23 protein-coding genes, 3 tRNA genes and 1 pseudogene are annotated in these 24,931 nt (G+C 49.0%); 20 read left to right on the forward strand and 7 right to left on the reverse strand.

What is annotated here, in order from left to right; all coding sequences use genetic code 11:
- Positions 1-203: 203 nt before the first annotated feature.
- Positions 204-279: transfer RNA gene (locus JSN25_RS13940), tRNA-Asn, on the reverse strand.
- A 325-nt stretch (positions 280-604) separates the two neighbouring features.
- On the opposite strand from JSN25_RS13940, the gene nac reads away from it, so the two are divergent.
- Positions 605-1,522, forward strand: coding sequence for a nitrogen assimilation transcriptional regulator NAC (gene nac / locus JSN25_RS13945; RefSeq protein ID WP_069323332.1), 918 nt, complete (start codon positions 605-607; stop codon positions 1,520-1,522).
- Positions 1,523-1,623: 101 nt separating this feature from the next.
- The gene (gene cbl / locus JSN25_RS13950; RefSeq protein WP_038639784.1) at positions 1,624-2,574 is read left to right on the forward strand and encodes an HTH-type transcriptional regulator Cbl; all 951 of its coding nucleotides are present in this window, start codon (positions 1,624-1,626) and stop codon (positions 2,572-2,574) included.
- Between the two features lie 105 nt (positions 2,575-2,679).
- Here the strand turns inward: cbl and JSN25_RS13955 are convergent, their stop codons facing one another.
- Positions 2,680-3,552 (reverse strand): LysR family transcriptional regulator, encoded by an 873-nt coding sequence (locus JSN25_RS13955; protein WP_038639788.1) that lies wholly within the window; start codon positions 3,550-3,552, stop codon positions 2,680-2,682.
- Between the two features lie 108 nt (positions 3,553-3,660).
- On the opposite strand from JSN25_RS13955, the gene JSN25_RS13960 reads away from it, so the two are divergent.
- The 8 genes and pseudogenes from JSN25_RS13960 to JSN25_RS13995 form a co-directional block, all read left to right on the forward strand.
- Entirely contained in the window at positions 3,661-4,851 is a 1,191-nt protein-coding gene (locus JSN25_RS13960; protein ID WP_137346730.1) for an MFS transporter, read from the forward strand.
- Positions 4,848-6,710, forward strand: coding sequence for an FAD/NAD(P)-binding protein (locus JSN25_RS13965; RefSeq protein WP_204525036.1), 1,863 nt, complete (start codon positions 4,848-4,850; stop codon positions 6,708-6,710). The genes JSN25_RS13960 and JSN25_RS13965 overlap by 4 nt, the downstream gene beginning before the upstream one ends.
- Positions 6,700-8,040, forward strand: a complete 1,341-nt coding sequence (locus tag JSN25_RS13970) for a hypothetical protein (RefSeq protein ID WP_038639799.1) — start codon at positions 6,700-6,702, stop codon at positions 8,038-8,040. Before JSN25_RS13965 ends, JSN25_RS13970 begins: the two co-directional genes overlap by 11 nt.
- 15 nt (positions 8,041-8,055) lie before the next feature.
- On the forward strand, positions 8,056-8,259 hold the full coding sequence (locus tag JSN25_RS13975) for a 2-hydroxymuconate tautomerase family protein (RefSeq protein ID WP_038639801.1): 204 nt from the start codon (positions 8,056-8,058) through the stop codon (positions 8,257-8,259).
- Between the two features lie 158 nt (positions 8,260-8,417).
- Positions 8,418-9,056 (forward strand): 2OG-Fe dioxygenase family protein, encoded by a 639-nt coding sequence (locus JSN25_RS13980; protein ID WP_085048514.1) that lies wholly within the window; start codon positions 8,418-8,420, stop codon positions 9,054-9,056.
- Complete coding sequence (locus tag JSN25_RS13985; RefSeq protein WP_085048513.1) at positions 9,056-10,288, forward strand: ATP-grasp domain-containing protein; 1,233 nt, start codon at positions 9,056-9,058, stop codon at positions 10,286-10,288. Before JSN25_RS13980 ends, JSN25_RS13985 begins: the two co-directional genes overlap by 1 nt.
- 65 nt (positions 10,289-10,353) lie before the next feature.
- The gene (locus JSN25_RS13990) at positions 10,354-11,379 is read left to right on the forward strand and encodes an AbrB family transcriptional regulator (RefSeq protein WP_061381753.1); all 1,026 of its coding nucleotides are present in this window, start codon (positions 10,354-10,356) and stop codon (positions 11,377-11,379) included.
- Positions 11,380-11,476: 97 nt separating this feature from the next.
- Positions 11,477-11,637: pseudogene (locus tag JSN25_RS13995) on the forward strand (AbrB/MazE/SpoVT family DNA-binding domain-containing protein); the annotation flags it as partial.
- A 150-nt stretch (positions 11,638-11,787) separates the two neighbouring features.
- On the opposite strand, the gene JSN25_RS14000 reads toward JSN25_RS13995, so the two are convergent.
- Positions 11,788-11,863: transfer RNA gene (locus tag JSN25_RS14000), tRNA-Asn, on the reverse strand.
- Between the two features lie 99 nt (positions 11,864-11,962).
- The gene (locus JSN25_RS14005) at positions 11,963-13,450 is read right to left on the reverse strand and encodes an EmmdR/YeeO family multidrug/toxin efflux MATE transporter (protein ID WP_121528886.1); all 1,488 of its coding nucleotides are present in this window, start codon (positions 13,448-13,450) and stop codon (positions 11,963-11,965) included.
- A 160-nt stretch (positions 13,451-13,610) separates the two neighbouring features.
- On the opposite strand from JSN25_RS14005, the gene JSN25_RS14010 reads away from it, so the two are divergent.
- From JSN25_RS14010 to JSN25_RS14050, 9 genes are all read left to right on the forward strand, one after another.
- A tRNA-Asn gene (locus tag JSN25_RS14010) sits at positions 13,611-13,686 on the forward strand.
- Positions 13,687-14,122: 436 nt separating this feature from the next.
- The gene (hinT, locus tag JSN25_RS14015; protein ID WP_003030826.1) at positions 14,123-14,482 is read left to right on the forward strand and encodes a purine nucleoside phosphoramidase; all 360 of its coding nucleotides are present in this window, start codon (positions 14,123-14,125) and stop codon (positions 14,480-14,482) included.
- 2 nt (positions 14,483-14,484) lie between these two features.
- Positions 14,485-14,859, forward strand: a complete 375-nt coding sequence (locus JSN25_RS14020) for a YcfL family putative periplasmic lipoprotein (protein WP_038639814.1) — start codon at positions 14,485-14,487, stop codon at positions 14,857-14,859.
- Positions 14,860-14,872: 13 nt separating this feature from the next.
- Positions 14,873-15,514: a penicillin-binding protein activator LpoB gene (lpoB, locus tag JSN25_RS14025; RefSeq protein ID WP_038639817.1), complete on the forward strand. Its 642-nt coding sequence runs from the start codon at positions 14,873-14,875 to the stop codon at positions 15,512-15,514.
- Positions 15,495-16,319: a thiamine kinase gene (gene thiK / locus JSN25_RS14030; RefSeq protein ID WP_204525037.1), complete on the forward strand. Its 825-nt coding sequence runs from the start codon at positions 15,495-15,497 to the stop codon at positions 16,317-16,319. The genes lpoB and thiK overlap by 20 nt, the downstream gene beginning before the upstream one ends.
- A 10-nt stretch (positions 16,320-16,329) precedes the next feature.
- Positions 16,330-17,355 carry a beta-N-acetylhexosaminidase gene (gene nagZ, locus JSN25_RS14035; RefSeq protein ID WP_069323339.1) on the forward strand — a complete coding sequence of 342 codons (1,026 nt, stop codon included), beginning with the start codon at positions 16,330-16,332 and terminating at the stop codon, positions 17,353-17,355.
- A gap of 21 nt (positions 17,356-17,376) precedes the next feature.
- A complete protein-coding gene (ycfP, locus tag JSN25_RS14040) occupies positions 17,377-17,919 on the forward strand; it encodes an alpha/beta hydrolase YcfP (protein WP_003030817.1) in 543 nt (180 codons plus the stop codon).
- A 235-nt stretch (positions 17,920-18,154) separates the two neighbouring features.
- On the forward strand, positions 18,155-19,459 hold the full coding sequence (ndh, locus tag JSN25_RS14045) for an NADH-quinone dehydrogenase (RefSeq protein WP_038639829.1): 1,305 nt from the start codon (positions 18,155-18,157) through the stop codon (positions 19,457-19,459).
- A 168-nt stretch (positions 19,460-19,627) separates the two neighbouring features.
- Positions 19,628-20,167 (forward strand): glycine zipper 2TM domain-containing protein, encoded by a 540-nt coding sequence (locus JSN25_RS14050; protein ID WP_003030814.1) that lies wholly within the window; start codon positions 19,628-19,630, stop codon positions 20,165-20,167.
- 57 nt (positions 20,168-20,224) lie between these two features.
- Here JSN25_RS14050 and JSN25_RS14055 read toward each other — a convergent pair whose 3' ends face one another.
- Together JSN25_RS14055 and comR are read right to left on the reverse strand one after the other, a co-directional pair.
- Positions 20,225-22,405 (reverse strand): TonB-dependent siderophore receptor, encoded by a 2,181-nt coding sequence (locus JSN25_RS14055; protein WP_204525038.1) that lies wholly within the window; start codon positions 22,403-22,405, stop codon positions 20,225-20,227.
- Positions 22,406-22,652: 247 nt separating this feature from the next.
- On the reverse strand, positions 22,653-23,288 hold the full coding sequence (gene comR, locus JSN25_RS14060) for a TetR/AcrR family transcriptional regulator (protein WP_204525039.1): 636 nt from the start codon (positions 23,286-23,288) through the stop codon (positions 22,653-22,655).
- A 243-nt stretch (positions 23,289-23,531) separates the two neighbouring features.
- On the opposite strand from comR, the gene bhsA reads away from it, so the two are divergent.
- Positions 23,532-23,789 (forward strand): multiple stress resistance protein BhsA, encoded by a 258-nt coding sequence (bhsA, locus tag JSN25_RS14065; RefSeq protein WP_029139491.1) that lies wholly within the window; start codon positions 23,532-23,534, stop codon positions 23,787-23,789.
- Between the two features lie 87 nt (positions 23,790-23,876).
- Here bhsA and ldtC read toward each other — a convergent pair whose 3' ends face one another.
- The gene (gene ldtC, locus JSN25_RS14070; protein WP_087857773.1) at positions 23,877-24,842 is read right to left on the reverse strand and encodes a L,D-transpeptidase LdtC; all 966 of its coding nucleotides are present in this window, start codon (positions 24,840-24,842) and stop codon (positions 23,877-23,879) included.
- Between the last annotated feature and the right edge of the window lie 89 nt (positions 24,843-24,931).

Genomic DNA, 24,931 nt, shown 5'->3' on the forward strand with positions numbered 1-24,931 from the left:
TCCTGTCTGTACTGTCTTTTAATTATTAGTATTTGAGTTGGGTTACGCACATTGCAGCCGATAGATTACCGGACGTTATGAGATTACCGCGACAGGCATGAAGAGGAAACGATTATATCCCTCGCAGAGGGCAACATGAATAATTAGACGAATGAGAAAATTGAAAAGCAAAAAGCCTGCTCGAAAGCAGGCTTTTCTGAATTTGGCTCCTCTGACTGGACTCGAACCAGTGACATACGGATTAACAGTCCGCCGTTCTACCGACTGAACTACAGAGGAATCGTGTGAACGAGGCGCATATTAGCGAGGGTGATGAGGGTTGTCAAAGGACGAAATACAATTGTGCGTTCGTTTGCTGACAAAATCAGCAAAGCGGCGAACTTTCCGCCTTTTTATGCTTTTGCCCCATTCTGGTGCGTATCTACCTTTTCCAGGGCAGCCACAGTCATCTGTATAAGCGTACAAAAAATGTCGTTCTTCATTTTGCTCCTTACCTGACGCGGCGTCAGCGTAAAACGCCGCTTCAGACGAAACTGGCAAGTATCTTGCAATCCTGATTCACATGACTGCCAGCACGGGTTCTGGTATTCCGACAGGAGGCAAAATGAACTTCAGACGACTGAAATATTTCGTAAAAATCGTCGATATTGGTAGCCTGACCCAGGCAGCGGAAGTGTTGCACATCGCGCAACCCGCGCTGAGCCAGCAGGTCGCCACGCTGGAAGGCGAACTGGATCAGCAATTGCTGATTCGTACCAAACGCGGCGTCACTCCCACGGAAGCGGGGAAAGTGCTGTATACCCACGCCCGAACGATTTTACGTCAGTGTGAACAGGCGCAACTTGCAGTCAATAATGTTGGCCAGACTCTGAGTGGTCAAGTTTCTATTGGCCTGGCACCGGGGACGGCGGCATCATCCATCACTATGCCACTGTTACAAACAGTACGTGCCGAACTGCCCGATGTACTGGTCTATTTGCATGAAAACAGTGGGGCAGTGCTAAATGACAAGCTTCTCAGCGGACAATTAGACATGGCAGTGCTCTATGAGCGCTCGCCCGTGGCGGGCATAAGTTGTCAGCCGTTGCTGAAGGAGGATCTTTTCCTGGTGGGGACGCGTGATTGTCCAGGCCAAAGCGTCGATTTAGCCGCAGTGGCGCAGATGAATCTGTTTTTGCCGCGGGATTACAGTGCGGTGCGTTTGCGGGTGGATGAGGCTTTTTCGCTACGTCGCTTAACGGCCAAAGTCATTGGTGAAATCGAGTCTATCTCGACCTTAACGGCTGCCATTGCCAGCGGTATGGGCGTCACTGTGTTACCCGAATCGGCAGCCCGCGCATTGTGCAATGCAGCAAATGGCTGGATGGCGCGGATTACCACCCCATCAATGAATCTGCCGCTCTCGTTGAATGTGTCGGCCATGGGGAGCTTGTCGCCACAAGCGCAGGCAGTTAAGGAGATCCTGTTGTCGCTGGTTAGCCGACCGATGCTGGAAAACCGTGAGCTGCAGCTGGTGAGCTAAACCTTATTCCCAAGAGGAATAAGATGCAGGTTTTTATTATTTGTTATGCCGGCCATCAGACTTTAACAATAGCGTAATGTCTGATGTGCCCGGAGCGAAAAGTGAATTTCCAGCAACTTAAAATAATCCGCGAGGCGGCCCGTCAGGATTACAACCTGACGGAAGTCGCGAATATATTGTATACCTCGCAGTCGGGTGTCAGCCGACATATTCGTGAACTTGAAGATGAACTTGGCATCGAAATATTTATTCGTCGCGGGAAACGCCTGCTGGGCATGACCGAACCGGGTAAAGCCTTACTGGGCATTGCCGAACGTATTCTGAATGAGGCCAGCAACGTCCGCCGTCTGGCGGATCTGTTTACCAATGACACGTCAGGTGTTCTGACGATAGCCACCACGCATACCCAGGCGCGCTATAGCCTGCCCGCAGTGATTAAAGCTTTTCGTGAGCTTTTCCCGGAAGTGCGTCTGGAACTGATTCAGGGCACGCCACAGGAGATCGAAGCGTTGTTGCAAAATGGCGGAGCAGATATTGGGATTGCCAGTGAACGTCTGAGTAGCGATCCACTGCTGGTGGCTTTTCCCTGGTTTCGTTGGCACCACAGTCTGCTCGTTCCGCACGACCATCCACTCGTCAAGACATCGCCTTTAACGCTGGAATCCATCGCCCATTGGCCGTTAATTACTTATCGACAGGGAATTACGGGACGTTCGCGTATTGATGAAGCGTTTGCCCGAAAAGGGTTAGTGCCGGATATTATACTTAGCGCCCAGGATTCGGATGTGATTAAAACTTATGTGGCGTTGGGACTGGGTATTGGGCTGGTGGCAGAGCAATCCAGTGGCGAGCAGGAGGAGGGCAGTTTGACCCGTCTGGATACCCGGCATTTATTTGATGCAAACACCGTCTGGCTGGGGTTGAAACGAGGACAACTACAGCGCAACTATGTCTGGCGATTTATCGAGCTATGCAACGCAGGGTTATCCGTGGATGAAATCAAACGCCAGGCAATGGAGCCGGATGAAACGGTGATTGATTATCAGATATAAAGCGGGCTTTTCAATATCAATTACGTTGCCACTGGCGCTCTTTTGAGTGCGCCAGTCTTCCACTGACTCTGCGGCCTGCATTGCGCCGTTGTCGGTAGCGAAAAATTAAGCCTCGGTAATAAATGAGACAAAGCGATTAAGCACCCGGCTGACTTCTCGGTTTTTAAGCCATATCATCATAGTGTTCACGTTACCTATCTGTGGGGTAATCGTATGGCTACGGATAGGGAAATTATGTTCATACTGTCTGACTACGCTCTCTGGCAACAGGGCAATCCCCATTCCGGCACTCACGCAGCCAAGGATCGCCTGAAAAGAGCCGAACTCCAGGGGATCGGCATAATCGACTCCCTGCAGCCGCAGCCATTGTCCCAGACGGGAGCGATAGTTACACCCCTTAACAAAGACCAGCGGTCTTGTCACTTTGAGGTCCGCGCCGGTAATGACATTCCGGTGCTCTGCCGCCGTCACCAGTACCAGCGTTTCCTGACATAAAATGTGCAATTGCAGAGGCGAATTTTCCGTGTGCAGTGCCTGATGATCGGCAACGAAAGCGATTTCCAGTTCATTGTTCAGGATGTGCTGCACCAGTACCTCCGTGGGGGAGGTTTTCAGGTTTAGCTCAACGGAAGGCATTTCGCGGTGGAAATTCGCCAGTATCGAGGGCAGACGTACCGCTGCGGTCGTTTCCATTGCGCCGATGCGTAACGGTCCCGCCACTTTTGTTCCATGCATGGACAATTCCGCTTCGTGTAACAGGGCCAGAATTTTGTTGGCATAGCGAAGAAGAAGCTCGCCTTCAGGGGTGATGTAGAGACGATTTTTCTCACGGACAAACAGAGATACGTCAAGGCTGGCTTCCAGCTGTTTGAGACGGGTTGTGACATTCGATGAAACGCAGTGCAGACTACGCGCAGCAGCAGATATGGAACCCGTTTCCGCAACCGTTTTAAACAAGTTAAGCGAGGTACTGTTCATAGAAGGCATTACCTAAAGTGAATGTTTTCGTCATTTTTATTAACTTTTTATTATCATTTCCTTATGTAAGATAACAATCAAACTTAATTCGTCTTTTGAGGCCAAAAAATGGATATCGATCACAGTGCTGTTGGCCATCGTCAGCTGAGTACTGCTGTATTTGGTATGATCGTCTTGACCTTAGGAATGGGAATTGGGCGTTTTTTATATACCCCTATGCTTCCCGTTATGCTTCATGAAGGGCTTTTTACCTTTTCGCAATTATCCTTAATTGCCAGCGCAAACTATGCAGGTTACCTCGTCGGCAGTCTCCTTTTCTCCTTTGGTATTTTCAACGCAGTCAATAAGTTAAGAATGCTGTTACTGGTTTCAGCGTTACTCACAGCCCTGCTGATTTTTTTGATGGCACAAGTGACTCAGCCTGAAATTATTCTGTTAATCAGATTCCTTGCGGGTGTGGCAAGCGCGGGAATGATGATATTTGGTTCAATGCTGGTGCTCCAGCATACCCATAATCCTTTTGTTATCGCCTCACTGTTTTCAGGCGTAGGAATAGGCATTTTTATCGGTAATGAATATGTCATTGCTGGCGTGTCTTACGCGTTAGATTCACACTTGTTGTGGATTGGTGCTTCCATACTTTCAACGATATTTTTCGTCATCCTGGTAATTTTATTGCCGAAAGATAAGCATATGATCCCGCCGGTAAAAGCAGTCGTAAGTGCGGAACCTGAAATCCAGTGGTGGAATTTAGCCTTACTGTATGGTCTGGCCGGATTCGGTTATATCATTGTCGCTACATATTTACCGTTAATGGCCAGGGGGGTTGGCAACACCTTTTTAGCCGACCATATCTGGTCCATTGTCGGTCTTGCCGTTATTCCTGGATGCTATGGCTGGTTATGGGCCGCGCGCAAGTGGAATATATTATCCTGCCTAAGTGTTAACTTAATTGTTCAGGCGATTTGCGTAGTCATGGCCATATTTATTAACTCACCACTGCTACTAACCATTAGCTGTATTGGTTTTGGCGGCACATTCATGGGGACAAGTTCTTTGGTCATGCCGCTGGCAAGAAAAATAAGGGCACCAAAAAAGATTAACCTTCTTGGCCTCGTTACGCTGACTTATGGGGTCGGGCAGATCGTCGGTCCATTAATTGTCAGTGCCTTCCAGAGCAATAAAAATGGAATGACCTATTCCATATTATTGGGTGCAGCCTCGTTATTTATCGCAGCAGGGATTAGCTATTTACAATACAGTAAAGTTAAATATTCAGACAGTTGGAGCAAAGAATGAAAAAAATGACAGTGGCTATACTGGGTATGGGACCGCGTGGTTTAAGTATTCTGGAAAGGATTTGTGCCCTGCATACAGAGTATGCGATTAATGAACATATGCAGATCATTATTATTGATAAAAATGCCATGGGTGTGGGAGCGCATAGTTTGTCTCAGCCCGACCATTTATTAGTTAATACTGTTGCCTGTCAAATAACATTGTTTGGTGATGCGACCGTAAAAAATGCCGGCCCTTTTCGCCCAGGCCCATGTTTTCATCAATGGGCTAACAATCAGGGTTATCGCAAAGTGGGTGATCGCTATATAAAAAGCGAAACAGGTTTAGCTATTGATGCAAATGATTACTTGCCTCGTCGCTTATTGGGAGAATATTTGAATTGGGCGTATGAGAGAATACTAAAAAATCTGCCAGCCAGTCTGACGGTAACGCAAGTAAATCAGCAGGCAACTAATCTTTTTATTCAGCAAGATAAACGATCAGCCGTTGTTTTAGAAGATAATCAGAGGATTGTTGCTGACTTTGTTTATCTGACAACCGGCCATGGCGACAATATGAAAACGTTGGAAGATCATTATGTCGAAAAATTTATTGCCAGCAGCAATAAGCAAAATGAACTGCTGGAATATTATTCCACGCCTTATCCGGTTGATAGGTTAAATAACATTCACTCCCGAGCTAAGGTTATCGTCCAGGGCATTGGGTTGACAGCTTATGATGTTATTTCTCAATTAACGCTGGGACGTGGTGGACGGTTTGTGACCGACAATGGGATGCTTCGCTATCACCCTAGTGGCAATGAACCTGATATTTTTATTTATTCCAGACAGGCTCTCCCTTTCAGCAGTCGTGGCATGAATCAAAAAGGTATTTCCGGTCAATACCGACCACGATTCTTAACTTCAGCCGCAATTAATGAATTTCGTGTCCAGAATTTAATTCATAATGCCACATCAAAAATAAATTTCATCGAACAAATTTTCCCGTTGCTGCATAAAGAAATGTGCTACGTCTATCGATCTACCCTGGAGGGGAAGTGGCAGGAACCCACGACATATGTTGCTGATGTGCATGATGCCGCGATTATCGATAGCATACTTTATCCTCATCGCAATCAGGAACATGCCTCCCTGGAAGAATATAGTCTATGGTTTATTGATTTTTTACGCGATGACTTGCATGAGTCTGACAAAGGCAACGTCAAGGGCCCAGTGAAAGCGGCGACCGACATTATTCGTGACGTAAGAGATATTTTGCGAGGGGCTATCGATAATTGCGGACTTGACGCGAAATCGCATCAATACTTCATTGAGCAGATCAATCCTGTCTTTAATCGTATTGCTGTAGGTCCGCCGAAACTGCGTAATGAACAACTGTTGGCATTAATGCATGCCAACATAGTTCGTCTGGCAGGAGGAAAGGATCCCCGGTTAATGATGAATGAATATGAGGGTAAGTTCGAGGTTCATTCTGAATTTAAAGATGAGAGTAGCGTAGTGAAAGCTGATGTGTTGATAAAAGCCAAAATTGCTAACTTTTCGCCGTTGCACGACGTTTCAACGTTGATGAGGAATATGACTATCAACGGCATTGTGCGTCCCTTTATGAACGATGGTTATCATCCAGGCGGGCTGGATATTGATATCAATCAGCATCCGATTAACTGCCTTGGGGAAACGCAAGAATCGATTTGGGTGTTAGGCAATCCAGCGGAAGGGGCTAATTTTTACACTTACGTATTGCCCCGACCCCTTGTCAATTCGAGGTTCTTGGTCGATGCCGGGCGTTGTGTAACCGATATGTATCAACAATTGCACCATCGCAATGTTCAGCATGAGGTTGTCATTAATGCAGACTGAGCAAATCCAGACGCACGGTAATCTCTGGCAAAATCTGCAATCCTCAATGATTGTGATCTCATTGGGTGTTTTCCTTGCATCCTGTGTGCTTGCCGGTAAATATCCCGTGATGTCTGCTTTTGCACTCGTTGCGTCAATATTGTATATCCTGTCAACTTTTTCATTCTGGTGGAAAAAATCATCGGCAAGAAGTGGGATCCTCATTTTTATCGCTTCGATGATTTTTCTACTGACAGCAAACAAGAGTGGGGAACTTAACCTCCTCGCTGTTTTTGTACGATATTCAGACGTCATGCTCTTGCTGGTGGGGATTGCATTACTCCGGCAGGTGATGAACGCGATAAATTTTAACGCTGCGCTGGGGGCATATTTACTGCAGAAAAAACCGTCTCGAGTCACATTGTCTATAACGTTGCTGACCGCTTTTTTAACCTGGCCAATGAGCCTTGGGGCCATTCCACTCCTGCTTGATAGCCTGAAAAAAGTGGTTCAACCGAAGTTTAACCTGGCGAAGATTGTCACTCGTACGGTATGTATCACGATGGTTTTAATGCCGACGACTATTGGTGCGGCGGCGGTATGGGCAGCTATGCCGGATATCCCTCATGTTCCGGCGATGCTGGTCGGCATTCCCCTGTTTTTATTCAGTATCCTGTTAAACCAGAAATCGCGTGTCCAACTGGTTGCCGAAGATAGTCATACGGTTTCTGACCGCGGCAATATGACCTCGATTCTTGCTTTTATCGGCTTGTTTTGGGGAAGCTTTATTCTATCGTTGAGCGTGCTGGGGTTGAATCCTTTGCAGAGCATCACCTTCACGGCGGTTGTTCTTTTTATCGTCAGCCATTTTGCGAATCGCAAAAAGCAATGGGCGCAACAACTGTCTGAATCTGCTCAGGGGATCTCCGGCGAAGTGGTATTACTCCTGGCATGTAGCCTGTTAACATCGGTATGTATGATGTTGTTTGCAAACATCCCGCAAGGCATTACAGCGTTTGTTAGCGGTCTTACAACTTTTCAGTGCTATGCCATTATTTTATTTGTTCTGCCCTTGCCTGGTATCCTCGGTATTCATCCCCTAATTATATTTAGCGTGTCGTGGTCGATTTTTTCCGACTATCTTTCCGGCAGCGTGGTGGATTATCAGATTTGGATTTGCCTTTTTATTGCTACGCAACTGCTATCTCCGGTATCGATAAACGCAATTTTTGCTGCCAACAGCCTTAATGTTTCTCCCGGCAGAACCAGTTTCCAGATGCATTATGGTTATGTTCTGCTGTTTAACCTGTTTGCGCTTAGCTACCTCGGCGCATTATCCACAATCATTTAGTTTACAGGAGTTGTTATGCCCTACGTAAATATTAAGATCACTAAAGAAGGTGTGACCGATAAACAAAAGAAACAGCTGATGGAAGGTGCGACTCAGCTACTGGTGGATGTGCTTAATAAAAACCCTGCTACAACCATTGTGGTTATTGACGAAGTCGATACCGATAACTGGGGGATTGGCGGCGTACCGGTGACCGAGTTGCGTAAAAAAAGTCAGTAATAGTGAATGTGATGGCGGGGAACGTGCGTTCCTCGCCTGATATCCGCAGTCATCGTATTTTGCCCTGGATGCAGGTAATGATATTGGCCCTTGCCGGTGTCATAAGTTGAGAAAAATAACCAACATACATTATTGTCTCTTTTCTGAGGATGTCATATATGCATGCTTATCATCATATACGTTTGGGTAATACCTCGATTAATGTTAAAAAAAGCTTTGATGAGTTGCTACCTGATCCCTGGCTTAAAGCTGAAGATGGGAAATTTCGTTTTCGAAGTTATCTTCAGGCAAAAGCAGGGTGTGAAAAATATTTTAGTTTGTGCGAGGCCGGAGTTTTCTTTCAGTCTGAAAAACTTAATACGTATTCAGGTGGTATCAGCAGAAAGTATCCAGAAATAAAACAGGATGTTGCCGAAGAAATTATGAATCTGGTATTTAGCAAATTACTGCCATTGCTACCGAAGGATAACTATAACGTTGGTATTCATCAAATAAGAATTACAACACATGATCGACAGCCGGGCTATCCGGCTCCGGAAGGTATACATCAGGATGGCTTTAAGTTCATTGCCGTCTATTGCAGCGAAATGGAAAATATCGCCGGTGGCGATACTACGTTAATCCCTCATCACGACGGCGGAAATGACGCAACAACCTTCAAAATTCTGGCGGGGGAGGCGATCATTTTCAATGATGTTAATTATCTGCATTATACCGCACCTATCGTACCGCTGTTGCCCGGGAAAGGATTTCGGGATGTGTTTGTCATTACGTTTGATATCGAGAGTGAAAAATAATGAACATCTTACTGTGTCCACCCAAAATTCTTTTACAACACTCGCCAAACGCCTGGCATGAACTCCAGCAATCAACGCCGTTAGTGATAGCCACCTGCGCCAGTCAAAAAGCGGCGATCTTGCATCATATGGGGAATGATTTTACCTTTCTGTTTTATGAAAACTTTAACGATAATCCCGTGGTAGAACTGGATATTTATCATTATGCACGTTCGAACAACGCCAGCGGTATTTACTTCCTGGCTGAAATTGATGTGCTCAGGGCGGCAAGGATCAGCGATCGTTTAGGTTTAACGCAGGGGCGTGAGAATGCGGCGATCCTGTTTCGCGATAAGTTTCTGATGAAATCCCGTGTGCAGCAATATCAGTTACCGATTCCAGCAATGGCTCGCGTGGGAAATGCGACGGCAATGGCCTCATTTATTGCGCAACACGGATATCCCTGCGTGATAAAACCAAATGATGGTCGTGGATCTCTGGGGGTGGTGGTTTTAAAAAATGAAGGTCAGTTATTTAAATATCTGGCGCAGATGAAATCCTCTGAATACCATAATCTGTTAATCGAGAAGTTTATTGAAGGTGAGGCTTATCAGATCAACGCGTTGTATCTGCAGGGGAAACCCATATTTATTTCCGCCTCTCGGGCCACGGTATCTTGTCTTGATTTTCTATCAGGGCAAACCTTAGGGCTGGTCATGGAAGATGATAATTCACTACACCAGAAGTTGATTGACTATACAAAATATCTTGCGAAAGAAGTCTTCCCTATTGAGAAAAACACCTTACTTCATCTTGAGGTATTTGTGGATCAGGGCGGTAATATTATTTTCGGCGAGCTTGCCTGCCGGTTAGGCGGATGTTTCGTTAATGAAGAATTAGGTGCGGCGTTTGGCCTCGATCCGCGTATGACATGGCTGAAGGCCTGTCTGAACGAAACGTATCCGCGGGATTTAGCGCAAAGAATACCTGTTATCCGGGTTGGACAACTGAATGTGCCGCCTTCTCAAGGAACCTTACAGGCTATTGCGGATAAATGTCCGTTACCTTTTGTGATCAATTATCGGGCTACAGGTGTTGTCGGACGTCATTACGATGTGATGAAACTGACGAATGGTGAGATTGTCAGTGCTATTGTTGAAGGTGAGTCCAGTCGTGAAATTGAGGAACATCTTGCGATGCTAACGCAATGGGTGATCGATAATACGCATTGGGTTAAAGATACGGTGCACTGAATATATTCATGACGGTGCCGGCGAAAACTATTGTTATCTGAACAACCGGCCTGGAGAGGTACTGGATGAGAGTATTGGCAGGTATTATCCTCTGTTTTCTCGTCGGGCAGGGATTCACTTTCTGTAACGTTCCGCTGGGCATGATGTTTGGTGCCCTTTTTACCGTGCTTATGCTCAAACGTATTGGGTTCTCCGTATCCTCAATGCCGGGGAGTATCACGGTTATCCAGCTTTCTCTCGGAATCTCGATAGGGATTATGTTCAGAGATTTTTCATATGGCGAGCATCGGCAGATAAGCCTTTTGTTTGCTTTGTTATTACTCTGCTTATCTTTACAATTTACCTTGAGTTACTTCTGGTGTGTGCGGCGGTTAGGCTGGAGTAAAGAAGAGGCGCTTTTAGGTGCGGTGCCAGGAGCGATGGCGGCGGTACTGGCGTTAGCCTCCCATATTAAGACGCCGCCACAAAAGATTGTGATCTCGCATTCTCTGCGTCTCATTACCCTGACGTTTCTGGCCGGGTATATCACGCGTGGGGCATCTGCAGATATTCTGGCTGCGACTCCAGCCGTTTTTTTCTCCGGGCACAATCTGCTCTGGCTGACCGGAATGGTATTAGCAGGATATATTGCGGGGAAGTTTCTGGAGCGCTTACATTTCCCGGCACCCTTTATGATAACCTCGCTGGTTTGCGCGGCGGCATTGCACCCTTTATCTTCACAACCACTAATTTTTCCTGATCTCTTTAACCAGATTAGCATGGTGTTGATGGGGATCTTGCTGGGGCATCATTTTACGACTTATTCGATGGCTGAATTTAGTCGTCATCTTTGGTCTTCTGTACAGCTTGTTCTGATTGGACTGGGGGTGACGATAATCATGGCATTTATCTCGGCGCGCTTGCTGGATTATCCCTTCCCGGTGTTGATGCTCTCCTGGGTTCCCGGCAGCGTAGAGTCGATGTCATTTGCCGCGCTGGCGTTAAAAGCGGATGCGAGCTTTGTTATGGCGAATCATATTATTCGTATGCTTCTCATTCATACCGTTCCAGCATTGGTTTTCTTTCGCAAAAGACAGATGAAAGTAGATTAATGTCTTCCTTGAAGAGCAAGGCATTGTTGTGGCGTTGCGGTTATTATTGCGCTTATCCGCCGCTGGCCTAAAGGTGAAGGATTGATTGCTGAAGCCTATGTATACCACTCGTCTGAAAAAGGTGGGCGGATCCATCATGCTGGCGGTCTCTCCCGCCGTGCTGAAAACGCAGGGCTGTCGACGGACAGCGAAGTGGGTATGACCATTGATGATGGCTGCCTGATTATTGAACCCCAGAAACGGCCCCGTTATTCGCTGCGACTAGCACAGAACTATAGATATGGCGGCCCGGAACGCATACCTGACGCCGTTGTCAATGAGATGCTTGCCAGGCTGGATGCGATTCTGTGTTAACACCAGAGACGCATAAAAGCAAAAAGCCTGCTCGAAAGCAGGCTTTTCTGAATTTGGCTCCTCTGACTGGACTCGAACCAGTGACATACGGATTAACAGTCCGCCGTTCTACCGACTGAACTACAGAGGAATCGTGTGAACGAGGCGCATATTAGCGACACCACTCAGCGATGTCAAAGCCTGAATCGATAAATTCAATCGTTTGCCGAAATATTCCCCATTTCGCCGATTATTCAGGCGCAACAGGTTGTTTTATGCACTTTTCCTGTTCGGGACGCGGGTATTTCCATAACCAGCGGCCGGTCACCATACGCCAGTAAAATAATGCGGCGCGTACGGCCCAGTCGAAGAACATCCCTAACCAGACGCCGACTACGCCCCATCCTAAAACGATCCCCAGGGTGTAACCTACCACAACGCGACAGCCCCACATGCCCAGCATAGATACCCACATTGCGAAACGGGCATCGCGTGCGCCCTTAAACCCAGCAGGTAATACCCAGGAGGCTGCCCATATCGGCATAAATGCCGCATTGAGCCAAATCAGAATGACTATGACCTCTTTTACGTCCTGATCCTGGGTATAAAACGAGGCCATTACGCCAGCAAAAGGGGCGGTTAGCCAGGCAATGGCAGTTAAACCAATGGTCGACAGCCAGAATACATGCCGTAACTGGATTTCGGCTTGGGCAATCTGGCCGTTTCCCAAACGCCTGCCGGTGATGATTGTCGACGCAGAGCCTAAAGCATTTCCCGGTAGGTTGATGAGCGCGGCGATAGAAAATGCAATGAAGTTTCCGGCAATTACGCTGGTGCCCATCCCTGAGACAAACATCTGCGTTAACAGTTTACCGCCATTAAACAGCACTGACTCGATGCTGGCTGGAATACCGATCCCCATCACCTCCCAGATAATGGCGAGGTTGAGTGGCTTAAAATAACTTTTGAAAGTGATACGTAACGCCGGATTAAAACCAATCATCAGTACCCAAATAATAGCGATCGCACCTATGTAGCGTGAAATGGTTAGTCCGAGTCCGGCCCCCACGAATCCCAGTCCTTGCCAGGAAAAAATCCCGTAGATCAGGATACTGCTGATGACGATATTCAGAATATTCATGCCGCCATTAATCAACAGCGGTATTTTGGTATTGCCCGCACCGCGTAGGGCACCACTACCGATTAACGCAATAGCTGCCGCCGGGTAGCTGAGCACAGTTAGCTCCAGATAGGTAAGTGCCAAAGCCTTAACGTCTGGCGTTGCTTCACCTGCGACAACGTCAATAATCTGTTGACCAAAATAGTGAATGACTGCAGCCAGTACGGTTGCAAAAATCGTCATGATCACCAGCGATTGTCTGGCAGCAGCTCTGGCCCTGCGCCGATCTCGTTTTCCCAGGCTAAAGGCGACTACCACCGTGGTACCCAGATCGATGGCGGCGAAAAATGCCATGATAACCATATTGAAACTGTCGGCGAGACCGACACCTGCCATCGCTTCTTTTCCCAACCAGCTCACCAGGAAGGTACTCAGGACACCCATTAACAGCACACAGGTGTTTTCCAGAAAAATAGGGACCGCAAGCGGAGTGATTTCGCGCCAAAAGAGAACTTTATAACTCTTGCGTTTGGCATACCAGGGCGTGCGGGAAGCGACCTGACGTAAGGCTGCGGAGACGTTCAAAGTGGACCTTAAAGAAGAAAGTTGAAACCTCATTTCAAATGATGAGGGAGAATCCAAAAAGCTGCAAAGTTTTTTCCATTTAAAATGTCTGCAAATGCAACAAACTGTCGAGAGAAGCATCAATTGAGCGTTATTCAGGAAAATGGGGTTTGACAAAAAAAATTTCGCCGCTAAGATTAGCCTCCACAACGATTCCTCTGTAGTTCAGTCGGTAGAACGGCGGACTGTTAATCCGTATGTCACTGGTTCGAGTCCAGTCAGAGGAGCCAAATTTAAAAAGCCTGCTTAGGAAACTAAGCGGGCTTTTTTGCCTTTGTTTGGCTGCCAGGCGCAGTGACCTGGCGAGCTGCTTTTTGAGTTGAGTTATACAGTGTTGTTTTTCCACACTGAGTACCGGCGATTAGCACGCCAGTTGATTGCTCCACGTAATCCCTCTCTATGGGAGAATCATTGAGATTCTCTATAACCACTAACATTCCATACGCATACAGATGATACGGCACAAATGAAGCATCGTTTCAGTACTATGCTTAAGCGATAGCATAGGGAAATGGTTATAAGAGCGGCGCTGACCAGGGTTTTTGCTTAAAAAATCGAGGGTTAAAGTTGAAAGAGCGTGAGTAACTCGCTCATACTCTATACTCGCAGTGTTACCCGGCGTAGCATGGCATAACGCTTGGGCTGTTAATGAAAAAGGAAAACGTCGTGGCAGAAGAAACTATATTCAGCAAAATTATCCGTCGTGAAATTCCATCGGATATCGTGTACCAGGATGAACTGGTCACAGCGTTTCGTGATATTTCCCCTCAGGCACCTACGCATATTCTGATCATCCCTAATATCCTGATCCCCACCGTCAACGATGTGACGGCAGAACATGAGCAGGCGCTGGGCCGAATGATTACCGTTGCGGCGAAAATCGCGGAGCAGGAAGGTATTGCTGCGGATGGATACCGTTTAATCATGAATACCAATCGTCACGGCGGGCAGGAGGTGTATCACATTCATATGCACCTGTTGGGTGGACGTGCGCTTGGTCCAATGCTCGCACATAAAGGTCTTTAAGCATGACCAGAGGATGCATTGCACTTTCACTGGGCTTGCTGTTGCTGGCAGGCTGTCGCTCACACCCCGAAATTCCGGTCAGTGATGAACAGTCTCTGGTGATGGAATCAACGATTCTGGCGGCGGGCATAACCGCAGAACAGCCCGTGTTAACAACATCTGATATTCAGGCCTCAGCATCCTCGCGACTCTATAACGAAAGACAAGAATCCGTCACCGTGCATTATCGGTTTTACTGGTATGACGCCAGAGGGTTGGAGATGCACCCTCTGGAAGCGCCACGCAGCGTGACTATCCCGGCTCATTCGTCGGTCACACTGTACGGCAGCGCCAATTATCTGGGGGCGCACAAGGTTAGACTTTATCTATATTTGTAAGGGGTGAATCTTGATGATCAAAATGAATCGCTACGCATTGCTTGCCGCGCTGGCGATGTTTCTTTCTGGGTGTGTGGCTCAACGTGAACCCGCGCCGGTAGAGGAAGTGAAGCCGGTACCGGAACAGCCCGCGCAGCCGCAACAGCCAGTACCAGTAGTACCAACGGTGCCAAGTATACCGCAGCAGCCGGGTCCGATCGAACACGAGGATCAAACGGCGCAGCCAACACCGCGCCAACGTCACTACGACTGGAACAGCGCAATGCAGCCGATGGTAGGTAAAATGCTGCAGGCCGATGGCGTCAAAGCGGGTGGTGTTCTGCTGGTTGATAGCGTGAATAATCGTACCAACGGCTCGTTGAACGCTGGCGAAGCGACTGAAACCTTACGTAACGCGCTGGCGAATAACGGCAAATTTACCCTGGTTTCCGCCCAGCAACTGGCTGTCGCCAAGCAGCAGTTAGGTCTGTCGCCGAACGATAGCCTTGGAACGCGCAGCAAAGCGATTGGTATTGCCCGTAACGTTGGTGCGCAGTATGTGCTCTACTCCAGCGCATCTGGCAACGTCAATTCGCCGGCACTGCAAATGCAATTAATGCTGGTACAAACTGGCGAGATAATCTGGTCAGGTAAAGGTGCCGTTCAGCAACAATAACAGACTGACGCGCGATGAAGTGCTGTCGCGCTACTTTCCGCAGTATCATCCCGTCGTAGCCAGCCACCACGGCCTGAGCGGCGGGAGCTGCATTATCGAATATCAGACCCACCGTTTAGTGCTGCGCTGTCATCACGACCCCGACGCGCCGGAATCGCATTTTCTGCGCCAATATCATGCCTTAAAACACCTGCCGGAAAATCTTGCGCCCCGACCTCGTTTTTATACGCGTGGCTGGATGGCAGTCGACTTTTTTCAGGGTAAGGTAGAATCCAGATTACCGGACGCCGACGAACTTGCTGACTTATTGTATTATCTGCATCAGCAACCCCGACTGGGCTGGCGAATCAGTCTGCTGCCGTTACTCGAACAGTACTGGCAGTGCGGTGATCCGGCGCGTCGTACACCACATTGGTTACGAGCGCTGAAGCGGCTAAGAAAAAGCGGCGTGCCCCGACCTTTGCGGCTGGGGCCGCTGCATATGGATGTCCACGGTGACAACATCGTGCGCGGGGCGTCAGGGTTGCGGCTGATTGACTGGGAATATGCCGGAGACGGCGATATCGCCCTCGAGCTGGCAGCGGTGTGGGTCAGTGATGAACTCCAGCACCAACAGCTGGTCAGCGCCTATGGCCGACGAGCACGCATTGAGCCAACCGTTTTGTGGCGACAGGTCAGGCGGTGGCGACCCTGGGTAATCATGCTAAAAGCGGGGTGGTTTGAGTATCGCTGGCGACAAACCGGCGATCAACAATTTATCAGGCTGGCCGATGAAACCTGGCGGCAGCTAACAATGAAAGGATGAGGAGAGCAGTGTGGGCCCAGTAATGTTGGATGTCGAAGGGTATGAGCTGGACGCTGAAGAGCGAGAGATTCTGGCGCATCCGCTGGTAGGTGGGTTGATTCTCTTTACCCGAAATTATCATGACCCGGAACAGTTGCGTGAGTTAGTGCGTCAGATCCGTAGCGCGTCACGTAATCATTTGGTCGTGGCGGTTGATCAGGAAGGCGGACGCGTACAGCGTTTTCGCGAAGGTTTTACCCGCCTGCCTGCGGCGCAATCCTTTGCCGCGCTACACGGTCTGGAAGAGGGCGGCAAACTGGCTCAGGACGCCGGCTGGCTGATGGCCAGCGAAATGATCGCCATGGATATTGATATTAGCTTTGCACCGGTTCTGGACGTGGGACATATCAGCGCAGCGATTGGCGAGCGCTCTTATCATGCTGATCCGCTGAAAGCGTTGGCGATGGCGACCCGTTTCATTGACGGTATGCATGCCGCTGGCATGAAGACCACCGGTAAACACTTCCCCGGGCATGGAGCTGTGACGGCGGATTCGCACAAAGAAACGCCAACCGATCCACGTTCAGAAGCAGAGATTCGTGCGAAGGATATGTCCGTGTTCCGGACGTTAATTACGGAAAACAAACTCGATGCCATTATGCCTGCGCACGTTATCTACAGCGATGTTGATCCGCGTCCGGCGAGTGGTTCGCCTCACTGGTTGAAGACGGTACTGCGTCAGGAGCTTGGCTTCGACGGCGTTATTTTCTCCGACGATCTGTCGATGGAAGGTGCGGCGATTATGGGAAGCTACGCCGAGCGTGGGCAGGCATCGCTGGATGCTGGTTGCGATATGATCCTGGTCTGCAATAATCGTAAGGGAGCGGTCAGTGTGTTAGATAATCTGTCGCCGATCAATGCAGAACGTGTTACACGTTTGTATCATAAAGGTTCATTTTCACGTCAGGAACTGATGGACTCGACACGCTGGAAGACGGTAAGCGCCCAGCTCAACCAGCTTCATGAGCGCTGGCAGGAAGAGAAAGCAGGTCATTAACGCACGTTTGGCGAGGATGCGATGATTATCTATTTACACGGTTTTGACTCTAATAGTCCGGGCAACCACGAGAAGGTGTTGCAGCTGCAATTTATCGACCCGGATGTCAGGCTGATTAGCTACAGTACACGGCATCCTAAACATGATATGCAGCATCTGCTGAAAGAAGTGGACAAAATGTTGCAGCTTAATGTGGACGACCGTCCGCTGATTTGTGGCGTCGGGCTGGGGGGATATTGGGCAGAACGTATTGGTTTTCTGTGTGATATTCGTCAGGTGGTATTTAATCCTAACCTGTTCCCATATGAGAATATGGAAGGGAAAATCGACAGACCTGAAGAGTATGCTGACATTGCGACAAAATGCGTGACCAATTTTCGTGAAAAGAACCGCGATCGCTGCCTGGTGATCCTCTCTCGCCATGATGAAGCTCTGAACAGTCAGCGCTCGTCAGAAGAGCTGCATCATTTTTATGAGATCGTCTGGGACGAAGAGCAGACGCATAAGTTTAAAAATATCTCCCCGCATTTGCAGCGCATTAAGGCGTTCAAGACGTTAGGTTAAGCCTGATGAGCGTCTAAAAAACCAGCTTTCGGGCTGGTTTTTTTGTCCTTAACCTTCCGGTTGTCTATCTTTTCAGCATCAAAACTTGATGCACATCAATTTTGGTATGACCAATGCACCGTTCGTGTTATTCTCACTCTCGAAGGACATTTTCATTATCGTAACTTGTTGTTAATTAAAGGCTATGCCAATAACTTTTAATTAACAATTGGTTAATAAATTTGAGGGGGTCACGTTGACTACACCATTGAAAAGGATCGTGATTGTCGGCGGCGGTGCTGGCGGACTGGAAATGGCGACGCAGCTGGGTAAAAAGCTGGGGCGTAAGAAAAAGGCCAAAATTACGCTGGTGGACAGAAACCACAGCCATTTATGGAAACCGTTACTGCATGAAGTGGCGACCGGTTCTCTGGATGAAGGTGTGGATGCGCTGAGCTATCTGGCGCATGCCCGTAACCATGGCTTCCAGTTCCAGTTGGGCTCGGTGGTTGATATCGATCGCGAAGCGAAGACCATTACTATCGCTGAGCTGCGCGATGAGAAGGGCGATCTGCTGGTTCCTGAGCGTAAAGTGCCGTATGACACGCTGGTGATGGCGCTGGGCAGTACGTCCAACGATTTCAACACGCCGGGCGTCAAAGAGAACTGTATTTTCCTTGATAACCCGCATCAGGCGCGTCGTTTCCACCAGGAGATGCTGAATCTGTTCCTCAAGTATTCCGCGAATCTGGGCGTTAACGGTAAAGTGAATATTGCCATTGTCGGCGGCGGCGCGACGGGGGTTGAACTCTCCGCGGAACTGCACAATGCGGTTAAACAGCTGCACAGTTATGGCTATAAAGGACTGACCAATGACGCGCTGAACGTTACGTTGGTTGAAGCCGGTGAGCGTATCCTGCCGGCATTGCCGCCGCGGATTTCCAGCGCCGCGCACAATGAGTTAACCAAACTGGGCGTACGCGTACTGACGCAGACGATGGTTACCAGCGCTGACGAAGGCGGGTTGCATACCAAAGATGGCGAATACATTGAGGCTGACCTGATGGTGTGGGCCGCAGGGATCAAAGCGCCAGACTTTATGAAGGATATTGGCGGTCTGGAAACGAACCGGATTAACCAACTGGTGGTTGAGCCGACGCTGCAAAGCACACGCGATCCTGACGTGTATGCGATTGGCGACTGCGCTTCCTGCGCGCGTCCGGAAGGTGGATTTGTGCCGCCGCGCGCTCAGGCTGCGCACCAGATGGCGACCTGCGCGATGAACAATATCCTGGCGCAGATGAACGGCAAGCCGTTGAAAGCATATCAGTACAAAGATCACGGTTCTCTGGTCTCGCTTTCTAACTTCTCTACCGTCGGTAGCTTGATGGGCAACCTCACGCGCGGTTCAATGATGGTAGAAGGCCGTATTGCGCGCTTTGTCTACATCTCACTGTATCGTATGCATCAGATTGCGCTGCATGGTTACTTCAAAACCGGCCTGATGATGCTGGTCGGCAGTATTAACCGGGTGATTCGTCCGCGGCTGAAACTGCATTAATATTGACCTCAGGCGTCGGACAATTTCACGCATCCGACGCCTTCCTTCAGAGTTCTCTGAATCATCTCGTTTTATCCCTGCCTTCCGCTATTTTCATCCGTAATCTGATTGGCATTCCTTACCTTCTGTTGCAAAGTTGTTGCTAATAGCAAAAAAGGAGGAAGTCCCGTGAATAAATCAATGTTGGCGGGTATAGGGATTGGCGTAGCTGCTGCGCTGGGTGTTGCAGCGGTGGCCAGTCTTAACGTTTTCGAGCGTGGCCCACAGTATGCACAAGTTGTCTCTGCAACACCGATTAAAGAATCGGTAAAAACGCCACGTCAGGAGTGTCGGAACGTGACGGTCACGCACCGCAAGCCGGTGCAAGATGAAAACCGTATCGCGGGTTCTGTGCTGGGTGCCGTTGCCGGCGGTGTTATCGGCCATCAGTTTGGTGGCGGACGCGGTAAAGATATTGCCACCGTGGCGGGGGCGTTAGGCGGCGGCTATGCCGGTAACCAGATCCAGGGTTCGATGCAAGAAAACGATACGTACACCACCACGCAGCAGCGCTGTAAAACGGTGTATGACAAATCAGAAAAAATGCTGGGCTACGACGTGACGTACAAAATTGGCGATCAGCAGGGGAAAATTCGTATGGATAAGGACCCCGGCGCGCAAATTCCGTTGGATAACAACGGACAGTTGGTACTGAATAACAAAGCGTAAAATAGCATTATCCTGAACATTAGCCCCCCATTCGCTCAGGCTGGGGGGCTTTTTTTATCAGAAGGTTAAGGCGTAGTTCAGACCAAAGGTACGACCCCGGCCCTTGTATTCATACAGTGACGGGCTGCCATAAGTTGGGCTGTACAGTAGTGGCGCACGCTGTCCCCATAGCGTGGTGTACTCTTCATTCAGCAGGTTTTCCACGCTGAAGGTCAGCTTACCTAACGGGAGCTGGTAGCTGCCGATAAAGTCCATGGTGTTATAGCCGTCCAGCTTATTGCCGCTGGCATCACTCAGATCAAATGTTTGCTGGCTCTGTACTCGCAGCGACCACGGTTCAGGCGCCCAGCCGACCCATGCGGTTGCTTTAGATGGTGAAGCCAGAGTGACATCCCATTTCTGCCATTTACCGTTTTGTTTCACTTCGGATTTAATGACGTTGAAGTTGCCGCCCAGACTCCAGTCAGTATCGGCGATGAAATAATCTACCGCACCTTCCAGACCATAAATTCGACGATCGTCGGGCTGTACGTTTATGGTCATATCACTGCGGTTGATAACGATCGATTTATCCGAAGTGGAGTAATAAGCAGCCAGTTGCGTGCGCAGGTTATCGCCCGTGTAACGCCATCCCAGCTCGTACGAGTTAACTTTAATCCCTTCCAGGCGAGAATCCGCCACGTTGACGCTGCGCAGGAGCTGGTAATGATCGCCAACCAGGGAATAGGTGCCGTTACCGTAATATTTCCCCGGATCCGGAAGCTCAACGCCTTGAGAGAAATTAAACCAGGTTTGCTGGCGCTCAGTCAGGTGGGCGAGGATCCCGGCGTTAAACAGGAAGTTATCGTAATCGGTTTTACCGCCCGGGATGGTATCGGCGGAGTTTGCAAGGCCCGTCGCGATTCCCTGCTGTTGGGCATAGCCAACGAAATCATCAACCCTGTTTTCGGTCCATTGATAGCGTACGCCGCCACTGAGAGTGAAGATATCGTTTATGTCATAGCTGTTTTGCAGGAAAGGCGCGAAGTTGGTGATGCTGTAACCAGGATAACGCCCGGTAGTATAAGCGGTATGGTTGTCCATGCCACCGGAGGGCAGAGAGTAAGCCAGATCGAAGAATTTCTGATTGGAATCAAAGGTTTCATGATCCGCATCGATACCCCACGTCAGTTCCCAGTCATCCATCACCTGGCTGTTGAGGGTAATTTTGGCACCGAACTGGTCGGTATCCTGCTGTGAGGCGGAGAAACTGGTGACCTTGCCTTTGCTCAGCGTAGGGAAGGGGTAGAATTTTAGCGATTCGTCGCGGTAATAGATTTGACTGACCAGGTTCTGACCAAAGAAGTCTGCATCGGAATATTGCAGACTGATCAGATGACGCTCGGTGCCGGGAATACGATCGGAGTTCAGTCCGCTGCTGGTATAAGCTTTACCGTTTCCGGTCACGGCGGACATGTTCTCGCCGAGATCCAGCCCGTAATCTTCATCCCCCTGGCTCTTGTAGTACTGGGTAACCAGTTGTAATTGACGGTTATCATCCAGCTCAATCGTCCCGGTGCCCATCACGTCCAGACGATCGGAATGCTGCAGGCCGGTTTGGGTGTTATCCAGCAGCAGAGCATCGTGGTTGCCGTCATACCAACCGCCAAACCGTTGATACGCGACGGACATACGACCGGATGCACGATCGGTTCCTCCACTCACCGCGGCGGCGACGCGTTCGTCATGATCGTTACTGTTATTAAACCCGCTTTTACTGCCCAGTTCGAGTTCGACTTCACGCTCAGGCTGACCTTTTTTGGTGACGATGTTGATCAAACCGCCGGTACTTCCTCCGCCATACAAGGATGTTGCGCCTGAGATGACTTCAATATGAGCAATGTTAAACGGGTCAATGGAGTCAAGTTGACGGCTGTCGGTACGGGAGGAATTCAGACGGACACCGTCTATCAATACTACGATGGCGCGACCGCGCATGTTCATGCCGTAATTGGTTCGTCCCTGACTGCTGACATCAATTCCGGGGATTAACTGAGCAAGAACATCCTTGAACTCTTTACCACCCTGAACTTGCTGTTCAATTTCGCTTCCTTCAATAACCCAGGTCGTTTGCGCCATTTCTGCCACGGTGCGTTGGCTGCGGTTAGCGCTGACGATGAGATTCTCTTCCTCCGCTGCGATAGCCGGTAGGGTTAAGGATAATAAGAGCGGATTGAGCACCCAGAGACGCTTATGCATTTGTATTCCTTTTAAAAAAGTCGGTCTGTTTTTGTTATTGCGGTAGAGAAACCGATAGTTACATTGGGAAACAGGCGTTAAAACAAATGCGAATATTGCTGATAATAATTGTCGTTATCAATACATTTTTTAAAAAAGATCTGCTAATGCGATGAAAACAATAAGGAATGAAGGGTTATTGGTACAAAAAACCGAGGGCTTTTAGCCCCCGGCGGTGTCATCTGTTCGTGGAAGAGAGAGGAGAGGGTTAAACTTTGATGAGTTCGGGCCACAGCCGTAGGGTGGTGTGTGCGATCTGCATCAGTTTCTCAAATGATGCGCCTTCGCGGGCGCTAATCGACATACCCTGTAAAATGCAGTTCAGATATTCGGCCAGCTTTTGCACGTCGCAGTGGGCCGGAATTTCGTCACGCTGCTGGCGCTGACGAAGGAACTGGGTAAGCGTCTGTTCCTGCATCGCATGGCGTGATTTCACCGTGTGGGCGATCTCGCGGGAAGAGGCCGCCAGCGTCGCGGACGTATTAATCATAAAACATCCTGCCGGAGTATCTTTACTGGTAAAGCAGGTCGCTATGGCGGTGAAATAGTCTTCCAGTGCTGACTGAAGGCTTTTTTCTTCGCAAAACAGCTGAGCTTCGTGTTTCGCCGCGAAGCGAGTTATATAGCGGTCCAGCACGGCACGAAACAACCCTTCCTTGTTGGTAAACTCCGCATACAGCGTGGGCGCTTTCGCACCCGTTGCTTCCACGAGATCGGCGAGCGATGTCGCTTCATATCCGTGCTGCCAGAAGAGTGTCATGGCCTTATCAAGCGCGGCTTCCCTGTCGAACACTTTTGGTCGGCCACGGCTTTTTTTTGCACAACCTGTCGTTTCAGTTGTCATGGCGCCGATGTACCTTTTTTGGCTTTATTGAATAATCATTATAAAAATATTCCCCGCCACACTCCAGCGGATTAGCGATAAAAATAATTTATAGCTATTAGCATGAAAAATAAGGTCTTTATCTTTTATATAACGATCATTATAAAAAAATGTTGACGTGTGACCTGGATCACATCTATGATTTACCTATCGATCGTTAAGTTAATCATTACGACACCCATTCATCTGCAAAAGGTCACTATTATGAAAAACGTAAAAACTCTGTTTGTTGCTGCTGTTCTTAGCTCACTGTCATTTGCCAGCTTCGCCGCTGTTGAAGTTCAGGCCACGCCTGCAGGTCAACAGAAAGTTGGTACTATCTCTGCAAATGCGGGGACGAACTTAGGTTCTCTGGAAGATCAACTGGCGCAGAAAGCGGATGAGATGGGCGCGAAGTCTTTCCGTATTACTTCCGTTACCGGTCCTAACACCCTTCACGGGACTGCCGTTATCTACAAATAAGATTTAACCCATCGCAATGCCACTGCGAGTTAAATAAAAAACCCCCGCGGAATAAAATCCAGCGGGGGTTTTTTTTATGGGTAATGTTTACATCGGTTGTTGAGCCACATCGTGATGACGGGTGACATCGACCGGCATGCCTGAGCGAATCTCCATCGCATGTTCCATGACGGCAGGGTCCGTTTGCGCCGCATTCTTAAAGGTCTGCATTGCGGCGTTCAACACGATCGGCAGCAGTTGCGGGTCATCATTGATCTTTTCTGACAGCGGCTGGTGCACTTCCACCAGTCGCATGCCGTTAGGTTCGACCGAGGCTTTGATCGGCGTGTTAATGATATTGACTTTGGTTCCTGGCTTCACTTGACGGAACAGGGTTTCAATATCACCGTCGCGCAGACGAATACAGCCGGAACTGACACGCATACCGATACCAAAGTCAGCATTGGTGCCGTGCAGCAGATAAACACCGCCGTATGCGGCTAAGCGAATTGCGTGATGGCCCATCGGGTTATCTGGCCCGGCAGGGACAACGGCAGGAAGATCGATGCCGTTTGCTTTATAGCGCGCGCGGATATTTGCCGTAGGCGTCCAGGTGGGATTAGCGCGTTTATCGGAAATGGTGGTTACCATGGTGGGCGTCAGCGTATCACCACCTAACTGGCCAATGCCAATAGGATATACGGTCACCGAATTTGTCCCCGGCTGGTAATAATAAAGACGCAATTCGGCGAGGTTGATGACAATACCTTCGCGCGGTGCATCCGGTAACAGGGTTTGCAATGGGATAGTCAAAACGCTGCCAGGACGAGGCACGAAAGGATCAACGCCGGGGTTGGCCTGCAGCAGCGCTAAAAAGCCGACGTTGTATTTTTTCGCAATAGCTTCGAGAGAACCGCCATTGTCTTCGACAACGTGAACGGTATTCTGTCCCACCAGACGGCTTCCCGGCGGCGGCAGCGGCCAGGTGTTTGCCTGAGCCGGAAGTGCTAACGCGAAGGTCGCTGCAAGCGTAAAAAAGGCTAACCAGCGAGAGAGTCGATTATTGTTTAACATCACCATAAATCCATTGTTTTTACGTGGTTTTTATTATGTAAAAGTAAACAGGAATTATGGCCGTTTGCTGTGTCGGGAAGTGCAGGGAA

The organism is Citrobacter cronae (assembly GCF_016893685.1).
GTDB classification, from domain to species: domain Bacteria; phylum Pseudomonadota; class Gammaproteobacteria; order Enterobacterales; family Enterobacteriaceae; genus Citrobacter; species Citrobacter werkmanii.

What these genes read in the sequence shown, in the direction of transcription:
- nac (WP_069323332.1), top strand. Translation starts at nt 605, where the DNA reads ATGAACTTCAGACGACTGAAATATTTCGTAAAAATCGTCGATATTGGT.
- JSN25_RS13975 (WP_038639801.1), top strand. Translation starts at nt 8,056, where the DNA reads ATGCCCTACGTAAATATTAAGATCACTAAAGAAGGTGTGACCGATAAA.
- JSN25_RS13960 (WP_137346730.1), top strand. Translation starts at nt 3,661, where the DNA reads ATGGATATCGATCACAGTGCTGTTGGCCATCGTCAGCTGAGTACTGCT.
- JSN25_RS14020 (WP_038639814.1), top strand. Translation starts at nt 14,485, where the DNA reads ATGACCAGAGGATGCATTGCACTTTCACTGGGCTTGCTGTTGCTGGCA.
- comR (WP_204525039.1), bottom strand. Translation starts at nt 23,288, where the DNA reads ATGACAACTGAAACGACAGGTTGTGCAAAAAAAAGCCGTGGCCGACCA.
- JSN25_RS13970 (WP_038639799.1), top strand. Translation starts at nt 6,700, where the DNA reads ATGCAGACTGAGCAAATCCAGACGCACGGTAATCTCTGGCAAAATCTG.
- JSN25_RS13965 (WP_204525036.1), top strand. Translation starts at nt 4,848, where the DNA reads ATGAAAAAAATGACAGTGGCTATACTGGGTATGGGACCGCGTGGTTTA.
- JSN25_RS13985 (WP_085048513.1), top strand. Translation starts at nt 9,056, where the DNA reads ATGAACATCTTACTGTGTCCACCCAAAATTCTTTTACAACACTCGCCA.
- JSN25_RS13990 (WP_061381753.1), top strand. Translation starts at nt 10,354, where the DNA reads ATGAGAGTATTGGCAGGTATTATCCTCTGTTTTCTCGTCGGGCAGGGA.
- ycfP (WP_003030817.1), top strand. Translation starts at nt 17,377, where the DNA reads ATGATTATCTATTTACACGGTTTTGACTCTAATAGTCCGGGCAACCAC.
- JSN25_RS13955 (WP_038639788.1), bottom strand. Translation starts at nt 3,552, where the DNA reads ATGAACAGTACCTCGCTTAACTTGTTTAAAACGGTTGCGGAAACGGGT.
- JSN25_RS14055 (WP_204525038.1), bottom strand. Translation starts at nt 22,405, where the DNA reads ATGCATAAGCGTCTCTGGGTGCTCAATCCGCTCTTATTATCCTTAACC.
- JSN25_RS14005 (WP_121528886.1), bottom strand. Translation starts at nt 13,450, where the DNA reads ATGAGGTTTCAACTTTCTTCTTTAAGGTCCACTTTGAACGTCTCCGCA.
- lpoB (WP_038639817.1), top strand. Translation starts at nt 14,873, where the DNA reads ATGATCAAAATGAATCGCTACGCATTGCTTGCCGCGCTGGCGATGTTT.
- bhsA (WP_029139491.1), top strand. Translation starts at nt 23,532, where the DNA reads ATGAAAAACGTAAAAACTCTGTTTGTTGCTGCTGTTCTTAGCTCACTG.
- ldtC (WP_087857773.1), bottom strand. Translation starts at nt 24,842, where the DNA reads ATGTTAAACAATAATCGACTCTCTCGCTGGTTAGCCTTTTTTACGCTT.
- JSN25_RS13980 (WP_085048514.1), top strand. Translation starts at nt 8,418, where the DNA reads ATGCATGCTTATCATCATATACGTTTGGGTAATACCTCGATTAATGTT.